Raw genomic sequence first — 18,568 nt, forward strand, 5'->3', positions numbered from 1 at the left:
GAGGTTCCTGTTAAACCATCGGGAGGGGAACAGTCTTCACGTCCTCGAACTGGCCGGCGAACGCGGGCTTGTCGCGCTCCAGCCACGGGTCGACGTAGGCGGCGGCCGTCTTCTCCACCTCGGCGTCCAGGCTGTCGCCGAGGCCGAGGGAATCGTTCACGATGATGTCCCGCAACTTCTCAATGCCGATGCGGGGGACGAAGTCGTAGGTCCGCTCGATCCACTTGGCGTTGTCGCGGTAGTAAATGAGGAACCGGCCGATCACGCGGATCGCCTCGTCCCGGGTCTTCACCCTGCAGAGCACGTCGGTCCGGCGGACGTGCGCCCCGGCCGCCCCGCCGACGAGAACTTCCCACTCGCCGCCTTCAGTCGCCACAACGCCGACATCTTTGACGGTGCTCTCGGCACAGTTCCGTGGGCAACCGCTGACGCCGAGCTTCACCTTCGCGGGAAACTCGAACCCCTGGTACTTCTTTTCCAAGGCGATGCCGAGGGCGGTGCTGTCGTTGGTGCCGTACCGGCAGAAATCGGTGCCGACGCACGTCTTCACGGTGCGGAGGGCCTTCGTGTAGGCGTAGCCGCTGGGCATCCCCAGGTCGGCCCACACCTTCGGCAGATCGTCCTTCTTGATGCCGAGGAGGTCGATCCGCTGGCCACCCGTCACCTTGACCATCCGCACGTTGTATTTCTTGGCGACCTCGCCGATCTTGATGAGGTCGTCGGCCGACGTGACGCCGCCGTACATCCGCGGGATGACGCTGAACGTGCCGTCGTTCTGAATGTTGGCATGAACACGGTCGTTGATGTACCGGGCGTCCCGCTCGTCGACGTACTCCGTGCCCCAGATGCTCTTGAGCATCGACGCGAGGCCGTTCTTGCTCCGCTCATCCTCGCCGGTGCCGAGTTCCCGCAGCACGGCCGACACGCTCTTCAGGCCGCGCGTCTTGACCTCGGACACGAGCGTCGGCTTGTCGAGTGGCACGGCCGCGACGTACCAGCTCTCGCTCGGGTCGGCCTTCACCTCGCCGTTGACGGCTTCAATCAGGCTCTTGACCATCTTCTTGCAACTGCCGCAGCCGGTGCCGGCCCGCGTCGCCTTCCCGACGGCCTGCACGGTCGTCTTGCCGGCCTTGATCGCCTGCACGATGGTGCCCTTGCACACGCCGTTGCAGTCGCAGATCTGCTTCGAATCCGGCATGTCCGCGAGGCTGAACTCCGAGCCTTGCGTCTTCGTGCCGGTGCCGAAGAACAGTTCCAGCCGCCGCGTCGGGACGGGCTTGTCCTGCATGAAGTATTCGACGAGTTGGTCGGCCGGTTCCAGGTCGCCGAGCATACAGGCCGCGGACAGTTTGCCGTCGCGGAGGATCGCCTTCCAGTACACCTGGCGGCCGGGTTCAGCGAACGTCACGACCTCGTCGGTCGGCTTCAGGTCGGCGATGCGGCCCATGCTGGCGAGTTCGACGCCCATCACCTTCAGCTTCGTCGCGAGCTTCGAGCCGAGGTAGCGGGCGTCCGGGTTCGTGCCGGTCAGCCGTCCGGCGAGGGCCTTCGTCTGCTCCCAGAGCGGGGCGACCAAGCCGTACACCATGCCGCGGTGTTGCACGCACTCGCCGACGCCGAAGATGCTCGGATCGCTGGTCTGCAAGGTGTCATCGACCAGGATCGCCCGGTCGCACGCCAGGCCAAATTCCTGGGCGAGTTCCTTGTTCGGCCGGATGCCGGCCGAGATCACGACCATGTCGGCGGGGATCTCGGTGCCGTCGCCGAACTTCACGCCGGTGACGCGCGTGTGGCCGAGCAGTTCCTTCGTACTCGTCGAGACGAGCGGCTTGATGCCCATCGTTTCGATCGTCTGCTGAAGGACTTTGCCGCCGGCCTCGTCGAGTTGCACGCTCATTAGCCACGGGGCCATCTCGACGACCGTGACCGAGACGTTGTGCGTCATCAGGCCCTTCGCCGCTTCCAGGCCGAGCAGCCCGCCGCCGATGACGACGGCGTTCTTGCACCCCTTCGCGTACTCGGCGATGTTGCGGCAGTCGTCGATGGTGCGGAAGACGAACACGCCGTGCAGCGTCGTCCCCGGGATCGGCGGCACGAACGGCCGGCTGCCGGTCGCGAAGATGAGGATATCGTAGCTCTCCTCGATCCCCTCCGCGTAGACGACCTGCTGCTCGCGGTCGATCTTGGTGACCCGCTTGCCGGCGTGGAGGGTGACGTGGTTGTCGTCGTACCACGCGAGCGGGTTGAGGAAGATTTCCTGCGCGTCCTGGCTGCCGTTGAGGACGTTCGAGAGCAGAATGCGGTTGTAGTTACCGTAGGGCTCGTCGCCGAACATCACGATATCGAAGTCGTGGTTCGGGTCGGCGGCGATGATGTCCTCGGCCATGCGGGCGCCGGCCATGCCGTTGCCGATGATGACGAGCTTCCGCCGGGTGACCGGCGAGTCCGCGATGGTGTTCAGTTGGATCACGAGAGGTTCCCGCTGAGAGGGGCGGTCACGAGCTTGGGAGAAGCCGGAGTGGCCGCCGTGGGTTCGGGTTCGGGTTTCGGGGCGTGGTCGTGGTGCAGTTCTTCGAGGAAGCCGACGAGTCGCTCGCGGAGGGCGTAGAACTCGTTGCTTTCGAGCAGTTCGCCCCGGCTCCGCGGCCGGGCGAACGGGACGGGCACGATGTCGCCGATCTTCGCCCGCGGGCCGTTGGTCATCATGACGACGCGGTCGGCCATGAAGATCGCCTCGTCGATGTCGTGCGTGACCATGACGGCCGTCATCCGCTCCTGCGTCCAGATGTCGAGCAACACCTGCTGCAACTCGATCCGCGTCAGCGAATCGAGCATCCCGAACGGCTCGTCGAGGAGCAACAGCTTCGGTTGCAGGGCGAAGGCGCGGGCGATGCCGACCCGCTGCCGCATGCCCTGCGACAGTTCGGCCGGCTTCTTGTGGACCGCGTCCTGCAAGCCGACGAGCGACAGGTACTTCATCGCGTGGTCGCGGCGTTCGGCCTTCTTCCAGTCGGGCTTGCCTTGATCGACGGACAGCATGACGTTCTCGAAGGCGGTCAGCCACGGCAGCAGGCACGGCGACTGGAACACGATGCCGCGGTCGAGGCCGGGGCCGGTCAGCGTGTTGCCGCCGAGCGTGATGACGCCCTCGGTCTGCGTGCTCAGCCCGGCGAGGATCATCAGCACCGTGGACTTGCCGCACCCGGAGTGGCCGATGAGGGTGATGAACTCGCCCTCGTCGACGTGCAGGTCGAAACCGTCCACGATCACGAGCCGGTCGCCCTTTCCGGTGGCCGGCGGATACGACTTGATGAGGCCGTTGATGCTCAGGTAATTCGAGGTCACGCACTCACCCCCACCGGGGTGCCGCCGAACGACGGCACCTTCGCCGGCACTTTGACCGGGTTCCGCTTGTCCGCGGCGCTGCCGAGGAGGAAGTCGTTCACGTCCTTCCGCAGCTTCTTGAACCGCGAGTCGTGGTTGATTTCCTTGCGGTCCCGCGGCCGTTCGATGTCCACAGTAAAGGACGGCCCGAGCGTCGCCCGCGGGCCGGCCGTCAGCGGGATGATGCGGTCAGCCACCAGGATCGCCTCGTCCACGTCGTTCGTAATCATCAAGATCGTGCGGTCGTCCTGCGATCGAATCTTCATCAGCTCGTCTTGCAGCGTCCCCCGGGTCAGGGCGTCGAGTGCCCCGAACGGTTCGTCGAGGAGCAGAATCCGCGGCTCGCACGCCAGGGCGCGGGCCACGCACACCCGCTGCCGCATGCCGCCGGACAACTGCGACGGCTTGCGGTCCATCGCGTGGCCGAGGCTGACCATCTTCAGGTAGTTCTCGGTGTGCTCCCGCCGCCACTTGTTGTCCCACTGCGGGAACACTTGGTCGACAGCCAACTTCACGTTCTCGAAGGCCGTCATCCACGGCAACAGCGAGTAGTTCTGGAACACGAGCATCCGGTCGGGGCCGGGCCCGGTGATCGTCTCGCCTTCGAGTTGCACGGTGCCGCTGTCGGGCGTGGCCAGTCCGGCGACCATGTTCATGAGCGTCGTCTTGCCGGCTCCCGAGAAGCCGACGACGGCCACGAACTCGCCGCGTTCCATCGACAGCCAGGCGTCGTGCAGGACTTCGGTTCGGCCGCCGCTCGCGGAGCGGAAACCCTTCGACACGCCGTTCAGGTTGAGGTAACTCATGGGATGAATCCGCCGCTAGGGGAGGTTAGATCGTCTTGAACCGTCGTTCGACCACGTTCATGATGCGGTCGAGGATGAACCCGACGACGCCGATGATGATGATGCAGAAGATGATCGGGGCGTAGTGCCCGGCCAGATACTCTTGATTGAGGAACGAGCCGATACCGGGGTTGCCGGTGAGCATTTCGGCAGCCACGATGACCAGCCACGCGATTCCGAGGCTGAGGCGGAAGCCGGTGAACATGTACGGCAGCACGGCCGGCAGCATCACCTTCCACAGCGTTTGGAAGGCGGACAGTTTCAGCACCTTTGCGACGTTCAGGTAGTCCTGCGGGATGGCCCGCACGCCGACGGCCGTGTTCAGCACGGTCGGCCACATCGCACAGACGGTGATCGTGAACAGGGCGGCGTACTCCAGCGCGTCCTGCTTGAACGTGGTGAACAAGGCCGCGCCGAGCGGGAACCACGCGAGCGGCGACACCGGCCGCAGGATTTGGAAGAGCAGGTCGAAGCACTTGAAGAACCACGGCGACATGCCGAGGAGGAACCCCGTCGGCACACCGATGAGGACGGCCAGGAAGAAGCCCTTCGCCACGCGGACGAGCGAGTACCGGGTGAAGTTGAGTACGCCCTGGTCGAGTTCGGAACGCTTGGCGAACGGCTCCAACACGTACACCTTGCACTCTTCCCACGTCGCCAACGGCGTCGGTACCTTCGGCGTGATGGTCTTGCTGAGGCCGTACCAGACGAGCATGGCGCAGGCGATGCCGACCATCGGCAGAACCAGCCAGTCGAACGGAAAGAGCTTCTTCATCGCGGGTCACTCGGGGATGTCGCGGGGATGGTTCCGGTCGGGCTTCTCAGCCCTTCATGGCGTGAACGGCGAAGCTCTTGGCGTACTTCTCGCAGTCGCCCTTCGGGTCGAACGTCGAGCCGTCGAACAGCTTGAACGGCGTTTCGTCGAGTTTGCCGCCGGTCGCGCCGAGTTCCTTCATCGCCGCCTCGTAGATGTCCGGCCGCATGACCTCTTTCGCCACGCCCTCATAGTCGGGCGCGCCGTCGGTGAAGCCCCAACGGCGGAGTTGCGTCAGCCACCACTTGCAGTAGGCCGGCTGCGGGTAGTTGCAGTTGCGGCTGTTGAAGATCATGTAGTTCGGGTCGTTCGCCTTCCGGCCGTCGCCGTAGTCGTACTCGCCCTTCAACCGGCCGAGGATTTGCTCCGGCTTGCAGTTGATGTACCCGGTCGCCGACACGATCTTCACCAACTCGTCGCGGTTGCCCAGGTCGTCCAGCCAGACGCTCGCCTCGTGCAGGGCCTTGATGGCGTTCTTCACCGTCGTCGGGTTCTTGTCGGCGAACTCCTTCGTGAAGGCACAGACCTTCTCCGGGTGGTCCTTCCAGATGTCCTGCGTGGTGATGGCCGTGTACCCGATGCCCTCTTCCACGGCGCGGGCGTTCCACGGCTCGCCGACGCAGAACCCGTCCATCTGGCCGAGCTTCATGTTCTCGACCATCTGCGGCGGGGGCACCGGGATGAGCGTGATGTCCGACTGCTCGCCCTTCGGGCCGCCGGGGTTGATGCCGCCGGCCGCCAGCCAGTACCGCATCCACATGGCGTGCGTGCCGGGCGGGAAGGTCATGGCGAACGTCATCGGCTTGCCGCCCGCCTTCGCGGCGTCGGCGATCGGCTTGAGCGCCTTCGGATCGGCCCCGACCTTGCCCTTGAGGTCCGCCTTCAGCGTGATCGCCTGGCCGTTACGATTGGCCAGCCAAGGAATGATCATCGCCACCTTTTCCGACCCGAGCAGGCCCATCGTGCTGGCGATCGGCATGCCGATGAGCATGTGCGTCATCTGGATCGACCCGGCCGCGAGGTTGTCCTGCACGGCCTTCCAGTTCGCCTGCTTCTTGATGACTGACTCGACGTTGTGCTTCTTGAAGAAGCCCTTCTCGTGGGCGATGACGAACGGCGAGCAGTCGGTGAGGGCGATGATGCCGATCTCGAGTTTGTTCGTCTCCCCGCCAGCCCCTCCGGCCCCGCCACCGCTGTCACCGCCACCACAGCCGACGAGGCCGCCGGCGGCGAGGGACGCGGCCCCCTTGAGGAAGGTGCGGCGGGTCGGGTTGGAAAAGAGGCCGGCCATCATCATCTCCTCGGGCGCGTCGGATGAAGGATGCGGAGCGTTAGTTCGACGTGTGAGCCAGTTCGGCCAGTTGCAACAGTCGGTCGCGGAAGCGGACGGCGGGGCCGATGACAATGATCGCAGGGGCTTGCACGCCGGCCGCGCGGGCGAGGCCGGCGATCGTGGCGAGTTCGCCGTCGATGGTCCGCATGCCCGGCAGGGTCGCGTTCTCGATGACGGCCGCCGGCGTGTCGCCCGGCATCCCGGCCGCGGCGAGCTTCGCGGTGATCCGCTCGACGTGCCGCAGGCCCATGTAAATCACGAGGTTGCTCAGGCCGGCGAGGGCGGCCCAGTCGAGCTTGCACTCGGCCGAATCCGGGTCGAAGTGGCCGGTCACGAAGGCGACGACCTGGCCCGCCTCGCGGTGCGTCAGCGGGATGTTAGCGGCCGCACACGCGCCCAGGGCGGTGGTCACCCCGGGGACGATTTCGAAGGGGATGCCCTGCTCAGCGAGGTACTCCGCTTCCTCGCCGCCGCGGCCGAAGACGCACGGATCGCCGCACTTCAAGCGGACGACGCTACGGCCCTCACGGGCGTGGCGGGCGAGCAGTTCGTGGATCGTTTCTTGTCGCGTGGAGCCGACGCAGTACCCACGCTTGCCGACGAAGACGCGCTCGGCGGCGGGCGAAATTTCCGCCAGAAGTTCAGCGTGAATGAGGGCGTCGTGGGCAACGACGTCGGCGGATTGAAGGAGCTTGAGGCCGCGGACGGTAATCAGGTCGGCTGATCCGGGGCCGGCCCCGACGAGGTAAACAGTTCCGGGTCGGGCGGATGGTTCCAATCGGGAAAGCATTGTCAAGGAATCCTGCCTGAGCGACATCGCGGCCATCAGGGAGTTGATGGAGCGTCGTGCTGGCAGCCCAAAATGCACACAGCAAGCCAAACTTTCGGACGCGAAGGTCGGCTTTCGCAAAGTGCCTGGATTTTCAGCAGATTATTGCGATATTCGTCCGAGAAAATTGTGAGCCGAGGGGGGCCTGGCCTCATGACCGCGATGCAATTGCGAGCGAAGTAGGCTGGGACTGCAAGAAAGGAGGGCAGGCGGTCCGTGAGAGGGTGAAGGCGTGAAGAGATGAAGGAGTGAGAAGAGAGGTCTTCCGCCTTTTCACCCCTTCACAATGTTACCGCCGCACCCGACACCGCCATGCCACCAACAGCCCCACCGCGATCAGCCCCCAGCACACGGCCGGCGGCCAATCACCGATCTGGGCGTAGTAACTCGGCCGCGGGTCGAGGAGAATGCGATCTGTCGCCGGGCCGACATAGTGCAGGCTCTGCTTCACACTGTCGTGCGGGAGGTGCTGGATAATACCGTCCGAGTTGATGAACCCCGAGATACCCATGTTCACGGCCCGCACCACGGTGCGGCGGGCTTCCACCGCCCGGAACTTGCACACCGCGAGGTGCTGTTCGTGTTCCTCCGAGCCGCGGAACCAGCCGTCGTTGGAGATGTTCACAAGGAAGTCCACCGGCCGGTCGTCGCCGTCCGGGAGGTTGAACTGCCGGGCGAGGTCGGGTTCGCTGTCCTCGTAGCAGATGAGGACGCCGAAGGTGTACTGCACGTCGCCGACCATGAACGCGAACCGTGTCTGCTTCTCGCCGGGCTTACAGGAATAGTCGCCCTTGTACGGCGTAAAGTTTTGCAGCCACGGGAAGGTGCCCTTCAGCGGCACGTACTCGCCGAACGGCACGAGGTGCATCTTGTCGTACCGGCCGTTGAACGTGCCGTCCGGGCCGAGCAAGATCGCGGAGTTGTACCGCCACGCCGTGGTGCCGTCCCACTCGTCGAGGCCGGTGCCGACGAGGACGTTCGTCTTCCAGCGGTCGAAGGCGTGCTTCTCCAGCACGGCGTTGTCCTTCAATCCTTCCCGAATTCCCTCCGGCAGCGGCCCGGCGAGCGGCTGTTTGACGGCGGTGTAGTCGTAGGGGTAGCACGTCTCCGGCCACACCACGAGGTCGGCCCGCTTGCTGGCGTTGATGCACAGGCGGTCGTATTCCGCGAACAGCTTGGCCTGTTCGCCCATCTTCACGTCCTGGGCGAAGTCGGCCTGAATCGCCGAGACGATCGGCCCCTTCTGGAACTCCCCGTGCGTGAGGCGGAACATGCCGTAGCCGTACACCACCACGAAGGCGAGCACCGCCAGCGCCGCCGCCCACATCTCGCGGAAGAAGCCGATCGCGTGTTCGGGTTGCCACTTCAAGAGTTGGCGGGTCGCAGGGAAGCGGATCAGCCACTCGGCGACGGTACCGTTGGCGACGGCCAGCATGAACGTGATGAGCCAGACGCCACCGAGGTCCGCGACCTGAATCATCGCCGGGTAGTCGTGCTGCGTGTGGCCGAGGTAGTACCACGCGAAGCCGATCAATTGGTGCAGGCCGAGCGGTTTGAGGAACGTGAAGCCGACGGGGAAGTGCGCCCGCACGTACTCGAGCGCGACCCACACGACGGCCGCCGTCAGGCCGAGCGGCGGCTTGCCGAGGCGATCCAACCGGCGGATGAGGAGGAGGCCTATCGGGAAGTAGGCCGCGGACGTGAGGGCGAGGCCGATCCACGCCGCGTACATCGCCGGGTGGGCCACGCGAATCCACTGGAGGGCCGGCAGGAAGAACGCGAGTCCGCCGGCGTAGGCGGCCAGATATCGGCGGCGGGCGCTGACGCCCTCGGCCCGCACGAGTGTGAGGAACGGGCCGAGGGCAACGTAGCCGAGGAAGCCGAAGTTGCACGGGTAGAACGCGAGCCAGAGCAGGAGGCCGGAGAGGATCGCGGGGGCGAAGACACGGGGCTGAGTCACGGGGCGTCCTTCGAGGTCGGCCGGCCCGCGTGCGGCGAGCGCCTTCCCGATGTTATAGGACCCACCCCGGCCTTCCCCGCGGCTGATCGTCGAACGACCCCGCTCACCGGCCCGGCCCGCATCCGCGACCTACACACTTGCAGAACCAATCTACGCGGCCGGGTCCGGTGCAGCGACTGGTACGGCGTCTAGGTCGGGGACCGGGAGCAGCCTACCGCACTGGTGCTTGCACGCCCGACACAGCCATACCGGGTCGTCGCCACTGACATCGCACCCGCCGAGGACCACCCGGCCAGCATCGAGGTCGGCGGTCAACTCCGGAGTGAACCGGGGAAGCCCGTACCCGATCCGCGCGACCTCCGCGGACCCACAGGATGGGCACCGCTGGGCGGCGACCAGGGCCAGGAACGCTGCCCGACGCTCGGCTTCGCGAGTGGCGACGGCCTCGCGCCGCTCGGCGTGGCGTTGCTCGCTTCGCCCGCTTACCCACTCGCAAGCCCTCTTCCGCCGAACTTGTAATTCTCTCACACGTTGTTGGAGTATACTTACGCTCGAAACGGCCTGTCCAACATTTTCGCCCCCGCATTCGGGGCCGTTCTTGCCATCGCCCGGCCGTACTTACATGCCGATGGACGCGCCGTGCGACATAACGCGATTACGCCCGCGCCGCGCGACATAACACGTCCCTCGCTCGTAGGTAGTTGCAGTGCGGATCGTGAAATTCCAGAACCCGCCGACGGCACGAGATGGCGAGAAACCCACCGCGCCTTTAACCCTGCCGAGTAAGATGGTATCTTCCCCGTGTGTATCCCACGAACACCCGCCGCGGCCCTTCCCTCGAGCGTGCCATGCGACTGATTGCAATCCTCCTTTTCGCCACCGCGTCGCCCGCCGTGTGGGCCGGGTCGTCCAACTCGCTGCTCGACGTGTCCGCCGACGGCAAGCGGTTGCTCGTCGCCAACACCGACAGCGGCACCGTGACCGTCGTGAACCTGACCGACCGCAGCGTGCAGTGCGAACTGCCGGCCGGCGACCACCCCGAAGGCACCGCGTGGGCCGGCACCGTCGGCCTCATCACCGTCTACGGCGACGACCGCGTGCTTTTCCTCGACGCCGACGCGAAGGCGATCACGCACATCCTTCCCGTGGACGACGAGCCTTACGGCATCGTGACCACCAAGGACGGCAAGACGGCGTTCGTCTCGCACGACTACCCCGGCAGCATCAGCGTCATCGACGTGTCCGCCCGGAAGGTAGCCCGCACGTTCAAGGTGGGCGAGGGCTGCCGCGGGTTGGCCCTGTCGAACGACGAGAAGACGCTCTACGTCAGCGAGTTCTTCACCGCGAAACTGCTGGCCGTGGACGTGGCGACCGGCAAAGTCACCGACCGCTGGGCCGGGTACGAGTCCGACAACCTCGCCCGGCACGTGGTCCTGCACCCGACGCGGCCGAAGGCGTACCTGTCGCACCTCCGCAGCAACGTGACGTTCTTCAGCGCCCGCAGTTCGATCTTCCCCGAAATGTCGATTTGCGACCTGTGGGAGAAGCCCGCCGCCGAGAAACGCCGCCGGACGATCGCCCTCGACACCTTCAACGGCGTTCGGGTGATGGCCAACCCGTGGGAGTCGGCCTTCTCGCTCGACGGCAAGAAGTTCTACACGATCTACGCCGGGACCAACGACGCGAACGTCTGCGGCGTGATCGACGACGACTACCACGAGATCAAGCCGCTGTCGATCGTGCCCCTCGGCAAGAACCCGCGGGCCATCCGCGTGAACCCGACCAACGGCGAGGTGTACGTGTACAACGCGCTCGACTACGAGGTGACGGTCCACGACGGCAACCTCCGCAAACAGGCCGGCGTGAAGGTGTGCACGCCGGCACACACGGCCGAATGGCGCCGCGGCAAGGAACTGTTCGTGACGGCGAAGCCGCCGATGGGGCGAACGGGGTGGGTGTCGTGTTCGTCGTGCCACCCGGACGGCCTGACCGACGCCCGCGTGTGGCAGAACCCGGAGGGCCACCGCCGCACGCCGCACCTGTTCGGCCTGGCCCACACGCACCCGCTGCACTGGTCGGCCGACCGCGACGAGGTGCAGGACTTCGAGTACACCGTCCGCGGCAAACTGATGCAGGGCCGCGGCCTGACGAACTTAAAGATGAAGCCGCGCGAGTCGTTCACGGAGTTCGCGGAACTGGACCAGCACACGGCGGACGCGACGCCGGACCTGGACGCGCTGGCCCTGTACACGAACGCCTTCCCGTTCCGCCTCTCGCCGCACGCCGCCGGCCCCGGCAAGCTGACCCCGGAGGCCGAGCGCGGCAAGGCCCTCTTCTTCAGCAAAGAGACGAACTGTGCGAGTTGCCACACCGGCCCGTACCTGACGGACAGTTCGCTGAAGAAGCCGTTCATCCGACACGACGTGGGGACGGGCGACCACGCGGCCGAGAAGATCGGCCCGATGTACGACACGCCGACGCTGCTAGGGGTCTACCGGCAAGGTCCTTACCTGCACGACGGCCGGGCCGTGACGTTGAAGGACGTGCTAACAACGTGCAACCCGTCGGACAAGCACGGCCGAACGAGCCAATTGAAGCCGACGGAGGTGGACGACGTGGTGTCGTTCTTGAAATCGCTGCCGTATGAACTGCCGCCGGACGAAACACCGAACAGCGTGAAACACCGGTATACGCCGATGTTCCCCCGGCCGACGGTATCCGATCGCCGGTGAACCTGTCCGTCGGGGGGGGCGGGAGCTATACTGTAGAAACGCCCGTGGAGAGGTGGCAGAGCGGTTGATCGCGACAGTCTCGAAAACTGTTTTACCCGAAAGGGTAACGAGGGTTCGAATCCCTCCCTCTCCGTTAATTAATGCACATCAGAATCACCTCAAAAACTAGGCATTCCTTCCGACGCCGTCTCGGGGTGCCTGGAAGTCCGCCAGAACCCCGCTTTGGGGACAAACTGGGAACAACACTGACTTCACACTGGGGTTACGTCTCTGGTCTGCGCCGAAGAATTCGACGAGGACAGCCGACCGATGGCATCGCTCGAACGACGGGGCAATCGTTTCCGGGAGTTGCATCGTGGACAAAGGCCACCGGCCGCGTGGATCGGCTCGCGGCTTGATGTCTGTCAGCGCATCCCGCCGCGGCGGATGAGGAGGCGCTCTTCTTCACGGCGGTCCAATTCCTGGTAACGTAGCTCGTGTTTCCGAGAGTCGTCCCGACGGCCGACGGCCAAGAGCGACTGGGCTAATTGAAAGTGGGCCGTGCGGTTGTCCGGGTCGAGGGTCACGATCCGATCCAGCACGGCGATGGCGTCGGCCGTGCGCTGGCGGAGTAGGGCAAGCGACGCGAGTTCCTGCAACGCGAACACGGAGAACGGTTCGAGTTGGCTGGCGCGCTGCAACAGATTCTCGGCCTTGTCGAGATCGTTCTTTTCGATCGCGCACTTGCCCAGGCCGATCAACGGGTCGGCCGCGGCCGGGTGGACATCTCGGCACACGATGAGGTGCGTCTCCGCTTCGGCCATCTGCGCGTCGCCGAGGAGGCTATTCGCCAAGAACAAGCGGGCCGAATAGTTGGCCGGTTCCGCCTGGACGACGGGCCGCAAGTCCTGGATCGCCGCCTCGTAGTCGCCCGCCTTCATGCGGGCCTCGCCGCGCGCGTACCGCCACTCCAGGCGGTTCGGGTCGAGGGCCACCAACTGACTCAGCACCTTCTCCGCCTCGACCGTGCGGCCCTTGGTTGCGTAGGCCTTGCCGACCGCGAGCAGCACCTCGGCGTCGGTCGGGTTGTCCCGCACCACCCGCTGGAACATGCCCTCGACCTGGGGGGGCCAGTCGCCGGTGGTGAGCAGCAGGACGGCCTCCTTGCGGCCGTCGTTCTCGGGTACGCCGAGGCGGCCGGCTTGACCCAGGGCCAGTTGCGCCTCGGGATAGTTTCCCCGGAGGCGGAGAATCCGCGCCAGCCGCAGTGCCGCCGGGCCGTCGTTCGGAGCGCGGGCGAACGCCTCCCGGGCCTGGGCTTCCGCTTGGCTCAGATCGTCCGCGCTGGGAGCGGACGACGGCGGCGCAGGCGGCGGGGCGGGCCGGCCGATGAGGAAGCCGAGGCCGACCACCGCGGCGACGCCCGCCAACAAGATGAGGCTTACACGAGGGGTCACGGCCGCACCTCCGGAGTTGCCTCGCGCTTCTTCAGGCGGGCGGTCTCAATTTCGCGGTACCGCGATTCGTGAACCGCGGCTTGCTTCTCGTCCCCGACGGCCGTCAGCAGTTTCGCAAGGCGGGCGTAGATCTCGGCCCGCTCGGGGTCCACTTTCACCGCCCGCTCCAGATACGGAATCGCGGCGGACAGGTCCCCGCGCTGCTCGGCGACCTGGGCCATCGCCAGGAGCGTCTCGGCGTGCGTGGGCCGTTGTCGGAGGATGTCTTGATACGCTTCTTCGGCTTCATCCAGGCGGTTGAGGTAACTGGCCGTTCGCCCGACGCCGAACGTCGCCAGGGGGGAGGAGGGAGCGTCCTTCCGGGCGGCGAGAAACAACTCGTGCGCCCGACCGAACTCGCCCTGGTCCAACAAGCACATCGCAAGGTCCAGGCGGGCGGCCGGGTGAGCGAGACTGTCCGGCCCGCCGGCGAACGCGGCTTCGAGGCTCGCCCGTGCTTCCGCCAGGTGCCGCGTCTGCAGCAGGCACTTTCCCCGAAGGTGGTGTGCGAACAGGTTCGCCGGATCGCGGGTCAGCACGCGATCGACCAGTTCCAGCGTCCGAGCTTCTCGCCCCGCTTGCAGCTCACACCCGGCGAGCGCGAGGCTCAGGTCAGCGTCGTCGGGATTGGATTCCCACGCCCTCGCCACGTCCGCTCGCGCCGATCGCGGGTCCACCGCGGCGAGGGTTAACAGCCGCTCGCGGTCGAGCAACGCCCCCGACCAGCCGAGTTGTTTGGCCCGACCGAGGGCCGTGACCACGTCCTGCGGTTTCCCGGCCAGTCGGGCTTGCCGGGCTTGTAAATATGGGACTTCCGCCTGATCCGGGTTGTCGCTGGCCAGTTGATCGAGGAGGGGCGAAGCGGCCCGCGTCCCAATTTTGTCCCGCGCGTCCGCCAGCCACGTGTCGAATCGGCCCGCCCGCAACCACAGGACGACCCCCGCGGCCAGCACGAGCAGAATCCCGCTACCCGCCACCCATTTCTTCACGGCTCGCTCCGACAAACTCAGGGCCGTCGTTCGGCGGCCGCGGTGCCTTCGGTCAGACGGTAACTGTGGTCGCCCGCCAGGGCCTCGAACTGCTGGACCAACCCGGAGGGCCAACGAATCTCGATGCGATCGACCCGTTCCGCCGGCCCGAGGCCGACGAGCAACCGCGGGTCGTGGGCCGAGAGGTAACTCCCACCCGCCTCCCGGTGGCGGACGATGGTTCGGCCTCCCACTTGGAACGTAACCTTAGCGCCGACCGCGTCGCGGTTGCTCTTGGTCCCGACCAGTTCCAACCGAATCCAGTGGTTCGGCGTCTGCCCCTCGTTGTGCAGGAGAACGGCCTTCCCGCCGCTGTCCGCCAGGTACAGGTCGACGCGGCCGTCGTTGTCGTAGTCGGCCAGGGCCAGCCCTCGCCCGACGTAGTTCTTTTGAAACGCCACGCCGGCTTGTCGGGAGAAGTCGCGGAAGCGGCCGCGACCGTCGTTGACGAACAGGAGCGGCGGCTGGCGGAAGGTATTGTTCGGGTTCCCGTCGCGGTCGATGTGGGCCATGACATGGCCGTTCGCGACCACCAGGTCGAGGTTGCCGTCGCGGTCCACGTCCAGGGCACAGGTGCCGAAGCCGAGGCGGTGCCAACTCGGAGGCCCGAGTCCGGAACCGTTGGTCGCGTCGATGAAGCGGAGCTTGCCCAGGTTGCGGAAGAAGCTGTTGGCCTCTTGCGCGAACGCCGTCGAGTACAGGTCCGGGCGGCCGTCGCCGTCGAGGTCGCCGGCGGCGACGCCCATGTACGCTTGCGGGTTGCCCACGCCGTTCACCAGGCAGCCGCACGCGGGGCCGAGCGATTCGAACTTCCCCTGGCCGAGGTTGCGGAACAGGAAGTTGGGCACCCCGTCGTTGGCAACGAAAATGTCAATCCGCCCGTCGTCGTCGAGGTCGAGCGCGACCACGCCGAGGCTCTTCGCGTTCGGCGCGTTCACGCCGGCCTCTTTCGTGGCGTCCGCGAACGTCCCATCGCCGCGGTTGCGGTACAGCACGCACACCGTGCCCGCGAACCGGAGCGGCGGGCAGGGCGTGTGCTTCTGGGTGGCGGCTTGCACGCAGTCCGGGTACTTCGCCAGGTCGATGCGGACGTAACTGCACACGAACAGGTCGAGGAGGCCGTCGTTGTCGTAGTCGAGAAACGCCGCACTCGTGCTCCAGTTCGGCCGGTCCGCCCAGTCGGGGTGCGTGGCCATCCCAGCTCGCGCGGTCACGTTCTCGAACTTCCGACCGCCCTTTCCGTCGGGCACGTTGTGGTAAAGGACGTTCGGCTTGCCGTAACAGGTGACGAAGAGGTCGGGGAATCCGTCGTTGTCGAAATCGCCCACCGCCGCGCCTTGGCCGCAGCCGACGTGGGCGACCTGGGCGGAGGCAGTCGTATCCTGAAAGCGGCCGTTGCCGAGGTTGCGATAGAGCTTCGACGCGGCGGCCGTTCCCGCGGCGGGGTATGGGGGGACGAAGGGGTGCCCTTGAACCAGAAACAGGTCGAGTAGGCCGTCCTGATCGTAATCCAGCCAGGCCGCCCCCGACCCGGTGGAGTCCATCAGGTACTCCATATCGGTCCGGCCGTCCACGTGCTGAAAGTCGATCCCGGCCGCGGCCGTCGTGTCCACGAAATTGAGAACCACCCCGGCCGGAAGCGTCGGGGTCGGAGTCGAAGACGGAGCGGCCGAACTGTCTTCGGGCGGCGTTTGAGGCGGCGAAGCCGTCGGCGCGGGCGGCTTCGCCAGCGCCCACCACACGACCGCACCGGCAACGATCACAACAGCCGCAATTCCAACGTATCGCATACGCCCCGGCCTTTAAGGCTGTGCCATTTTAGCAGGTTCTGGTTGAGGGGATGGCACACCTTCCAGCAGCCGATACCCGCGGTCCACGGCGAGCGGGCCGAACCGCTGAACGGTTCGGGCGGCGTTCGGCCAGCGAACCGAGACCTCGTCGATTTGCACCGCCGGTCCCACGCCGACGACCAACCGCCGGTCTTGAGCCGAGTAGTAACTCCCCCCGCCCTTGAGGTGGCGAACCAGGGTGCGATCGCCCACTTTCACCGAGACCGTGGCCCCGACCGCGTCCCGGTTCGACCCGGCCGGGTCGCGGTGGCTGGACCCTTCCAATTCCAGGCGCACCCAGTGGTGGGGCGTCGCCGTGACGTTCCGCAGCATCGCGGGTGGGCCGCCCACGTGCGTGACGGCAACGTCCACTCGGCCGTCGTTGTCGTAGTCGGCGACGGCCACGCCCCGCGCGGTGTGGGGCGATTGAAAGTACGGCCCGGCCGTGGCGGACACTTCTCGGAAGCGGCCGTGCCCGTCGCCGGTGAACGCCTGGGCCAACTGCGCGTACCGTTGGGGCCGACCGTCGCTCGTCGCCTGGAGTTCGTCGGCGTTTCGATGGGTGTGCCCGTTGGCGACGACGAGATCGAGGTTTCCGTCCAGGTCCGCGTCGAACAGACCCGTGCCCCAGCCGACCTTGTCGCGACTCGCCGCGAACATCCCGGCGGACTCGCTGACGTCGGTGAAAAACCCGCGACCACGATTCCGGTAAAGGACCGTGCTTTCCATCAGGTACGTGGTCACGAACAGGTCGGGCAGCCCGTGGCCGGTCAGGTCGCCGACCTCGACACCCATGCTGCCCATCGGGCGGCCGTGGACCGTGGCTGCCGTGCCGCTGCGAAGGGCTACCGACCGGAATTTCCCGCCGCCGAGATTCTGGTAGTGGTGATTCAGGACGGTATCGTTGCCCACGAAAATGTCGGCCTTGCCGTCGTCGTCCAGGTCGAAGATTACGACCCCGAGTGCCTTCCCGCCCGGTTCCAGGCCGGCCGCGGCCGACACGTCGGTGAACTTGCCGTTGCCGTCGTTGCGGAACAGGTAGCTCCGCAGCCCCTCGAACCGTTGCGGGCCGCAGACGGTTCGCACGGGGCCGGCTTTCCCCTTCTCGATGCACTCCGGGTACGCCTTTCGGTCCATTGCCACGTACCGGCACACGAAGAGGTCGAGACGGCCGGTACCGTGAAGGTCGCCGAACGCGCACCCGCTACACCACCCGTCGAGGGCCAACCCCGATTCCCGGGTCACGTCTCGGAACCGCCGCGCCTCGCCGCCGGGTTCGTTGTGAAAGAGTTGCCCCCCATCGACGTTTGAGATGAAGAGATCGGGGAAGCCGTCGTTGTCGTAATCGCCGACGGCCACCCCCTGGCCATAACCCGCGGTCAACAACCCCACGCGGTCCGTAACGTCGGCAAAGCGACCGCTACCCAGGTTGCGGTAGAGTCGGCTGGCCGGCTCTTTCGCGGTGGTTTTTTCTCCGCCCGTGCCGCTCTGAACGAACAAGAGGTCGACGAGGCCATCGCGATCGTAATCCAACCAGGCGACGCCAGCCCCCATGACTTCGGGAAGGAACTGCATCGAGGTCGCCCCGTCTTGGTGGCGAAAGTCGATGCCGGAGGCGGCGATGATGTCCTCGAACCGAACGGCGCTGGCCAGTCCGGGCGTGTCAGGCGAGATGATAGGATCTGGAGCAGAACGGCTTGGAAGAAGGAACCACGCGGTTCCAATTGCCACAGCCGTTCCTGCGAAGACGACGATCAGAATGGACCGTGTGCGCATCGGGAGGGAGAACCAGCGGCGCTGTTATTTCTTCGGAGGCGTCGGGGCCGAACTGGCGGCGGTCCGAATGGCGAGGTCGAGGGTCGAACTCCCCGAAGCAATGTCGTGCTCCTTGCTGTTGCCCTCGTCGTTCGGCATCACCTCAACGGTGGTATCCTTCGCCTTCTCCTTGACCGCGTCCCCCATCGAGCTGGCAACCGGCGCGCTCGAGAGTGCCGAGGACACCAGGACTTTGCACTTCCCGGGCGGTACCTTTGTGACCTTGTATTTGCCCCCGGAAATTGTTCCCCCAACGGGGTTCCCCTTCCCATCGGCCGGCATGAAATTGATTTGACCCTTTTCGAGTGGTTGGTTATTGAAGGTGACCGTTCCGCTCACGGAACTACCACCATCGCCGCAGCCAGATGACAGAAGGGCGATACTGAGAATTACCCCCGCTAAGGAAATGCGACGGGACATAAGAATTCTCTTGTGGAGAGGAGGATATTCTCGGTATCCTAACAAATAGGGCAAGTAACTGCAACAATAAAGTACTCGTCAATCCTTGTTGCTGCTACGATATT

Annotated in this window: 14 protein-coding genes and 1 tRNA gene; 3 read left to right on the top strand and 12 right to left on the bottom strand. The window is 65.8% G+C overall.

The window, feature by feature from the left end; translation table 11 throughout:
• Nucleotides 1–10 precede the first annotated feature (10 nt).
• The 7 genes from nirB to lnt form a co-directional block, all read right to left on the bottom strand.
• Nucleotides 11–2,470, bottom strand: coding sequence for a nitrite reductase large subunit NirB (gene nirB, locus PX52LOC_RS01790; RefSeq protein WP_246173631.1), 2,460 nt, complete (start codon nt 2,468–2,470; stop codon nt 11–13).
• On the bottom strand, nt 2,467–3,345 hold the full coding sequence (locus PX52LOC_RS01795) for an ABC transporter ATP-binding protein (RefSeq protein ID WP_218575260.1): 879 nt from the start codon (nt 3,343–3,345) through the stop codon (nt 2,467–2,469). The genes nirB and PX52LOC_RS01795 overlap by 4 nt, the downstream gene beginning before the upstream one ends.
• Nucleotides 3,342–4,190, bottom strand: a complete 849-nt coding sequence (locus PX52LOC_RS01800) for an ABC transporter ATP-binding protein (RefSeq protein ID WP_149108473.1) — start codon at nt 4,188–4,190, stop codon at nt 3,342–3,344. The genes PX52LOC_RS01795 and PX52LOC_RS01800 overlap by 4 nt, the downstream gene beginning before the upstream one ends.
• A gap of 25 nt (nt 4,191–4,215) precedes the next feature.
• The gene (locus PX52LOC_RS01805) at nt 4,216–5,004 is read right to left on the bottom strand and encodes an ABC transporter permease subunit (RefSeq protein ID WP_149108474.1); all 789 of its coding nucleotides are present in this window, start codon (nt 5,002–5,004) and stop codon (nt 4,216–4,218) included.
• 46 nt (nt 5,005–5,050) lie between these two features.
• Nucleotides 5,051–6,340 (bottom strand): CmpA/NrtA family ABC transporter substrate-binding protein, encoded by a 1,290-nt coding sequence (locus PX52LOC_RS01810; RefSeq protein WP_149108475.1) that lies wholly within the window; start codon nt 6,338–6,340, stop codon nt 5,051–5,053.
• A 34-nt stretch (nt 6,341–6,374) separates the two neighbouring features.
• Nucleotides 6,375–7,166 carry a uroporphyrinogen-III C-methyltransferase gene (gene cobA, locus PX52LOC_RS01815; protein ID WP_149108476.1) on the bottom strand — a complete coding sequence of 264 codons (792 nt, stop codon included), beginning with the start codon at nt 7,164–7,166 and terminating at the stop codon, nt 6,375–6,377.
• 328 nt (nt 7,167–7,494) lie between these two features.
• Complete coding sequence (lnt, locus tag PX52LOC_RS01820) at nt 7,495–9,165, bottom strand: apolipoprotein N-acyltransferase (protein WP_168218756.1); 1,671 nt, start codon at nt 9,163–9,165, stop codon at nt 7,495–7,497.
• A 222-nt stretch (nt 9,166–9,387) separates the two neighbouring features.
• Between lnt and PX52LOC_RS40170 the strand changes: the two genes are divergently transcribed.
• The 3 genes from PX52LOC_RS40170 to PX52LOC_RS01835 all read left to right on the top strand — a co-directional run bounded on the left by PX52LOC_RS40170 (nt 9,388) and on the right by PX52LOC_RS01835 (nt 12,030).
• A complete protein-coding gene (locus PX52LOC_RS40170) occupies nt 9,388–9,684 on the top strand; it encodes a hypothetical protein (RefSeq protein WP_168218757.1) in 297 nt (98 codons plus the stop codon).
• 329 nt (nt 9,685–10,013) lie between these two features.
• A complete protein-coding gene (locus PX52LOC_RS01830; protein WP_149108479.1) occupies nt 10,014–11,897 on the top strand; it encodes a c-type cytochrome in 1,884 nt (627 codons plus the stop codon).
• A gap of 46 nt (nt 11,898–11,943) precedes the next feature.
• A tRNA-Ser gene (locus tag PX52LOC_RS01835) sits at nt 11,944–12,030 on the top strand.
• Nucleotides 12,031–12,301: 271 nt separating this feature from the next.
• Here PX52LOC_RS01835 and PX52LOC_RS01840 read toward each other — a convergent pair.
• The 5 genes from PX52LOC_RS01840 to PX52LOC_RS01860 all read right to left on the bottom strand — a co-directional run bounded on the left by PX52LOC_RS01840 (nt 12,302) and on the right by PX52LOC_RS01860 (nt 18,230).
• Nucleotides 12,302–13,333 carry a tetratricopeptide repeat protein gene (locus tag PX52LOC_RS01840; RefSeq protein ID WP_149108480.1) on the bottom strand — a complete coding sequence of 344 codons (1,032 nt, stop codon included), beginning with the start codon at nt 13,331–13,333 and terminating at the stop codon, nt 12,302–12,304.
• Nucleotides 13,330–14,361, bottom strand: coding sequence for a tetratricopeptide repeat protein (locus PX52LOC_RS01845; protein WP_168218758.1), 1,032 nt, complete (start codon nt 14,359–14,361; stop codon nt 13,330–13,332). Before PX52LOC_RS01845 ends, PX52LOC_RS01840 begins: the two co-directional genes overlap by 4 nt.
• Before the next feature lie 17 nt (nt 14,362–14,378).
• On the bottom strand, nt 14,379–16,190 hold the full coding sequence (locus PX52LOC_RS01850) for a CRTAC1 family protein (protein WP_149108482.1): 1,812 nt from the start codon (nt 16,188–16,190) through the stop codon (nt 14,379–14,381).
• 12 nt (nt 16,191–16,202) lie between these two features.
• Nucleotides 16,203–17,804 carry a CRTAC1 family protein gene (locus PX52LOC_RS01855; protein WP_168218759.1) on the bottom strand — a complete coding sequence of 534 codons (1,602 nt, stop codon included), beginning with the start codon at nt 17,802–17,804 and terminating at the stop codon, nt 16,203–16,205.
• A gap of 225 nt (nt 17,805–18,029) precedes the next feature.
• Nucleotides 18,030–18,230, bottom strand: a complete 201-nt coding sequence (locus tag PX52LOC_RS01860; protein WP_149108484.1) for a hypothetical protein — start codon at nt 18,228–18,230, stop codon at nt 18,030–18,032.
• Nucleotides 18,231–18,568: the final 338 nt, after the last annotated feature.

The sequence above is a fragment of the Limnoglobus roseus genome (assembly GCF_008254045.1).
Taxonomy (GTDB): Bacteria; Planctomycetota; Planctomycetia; order Gemmatales; family Gemmataceae; genus Limnoglobus; species Limnoglobus roseus.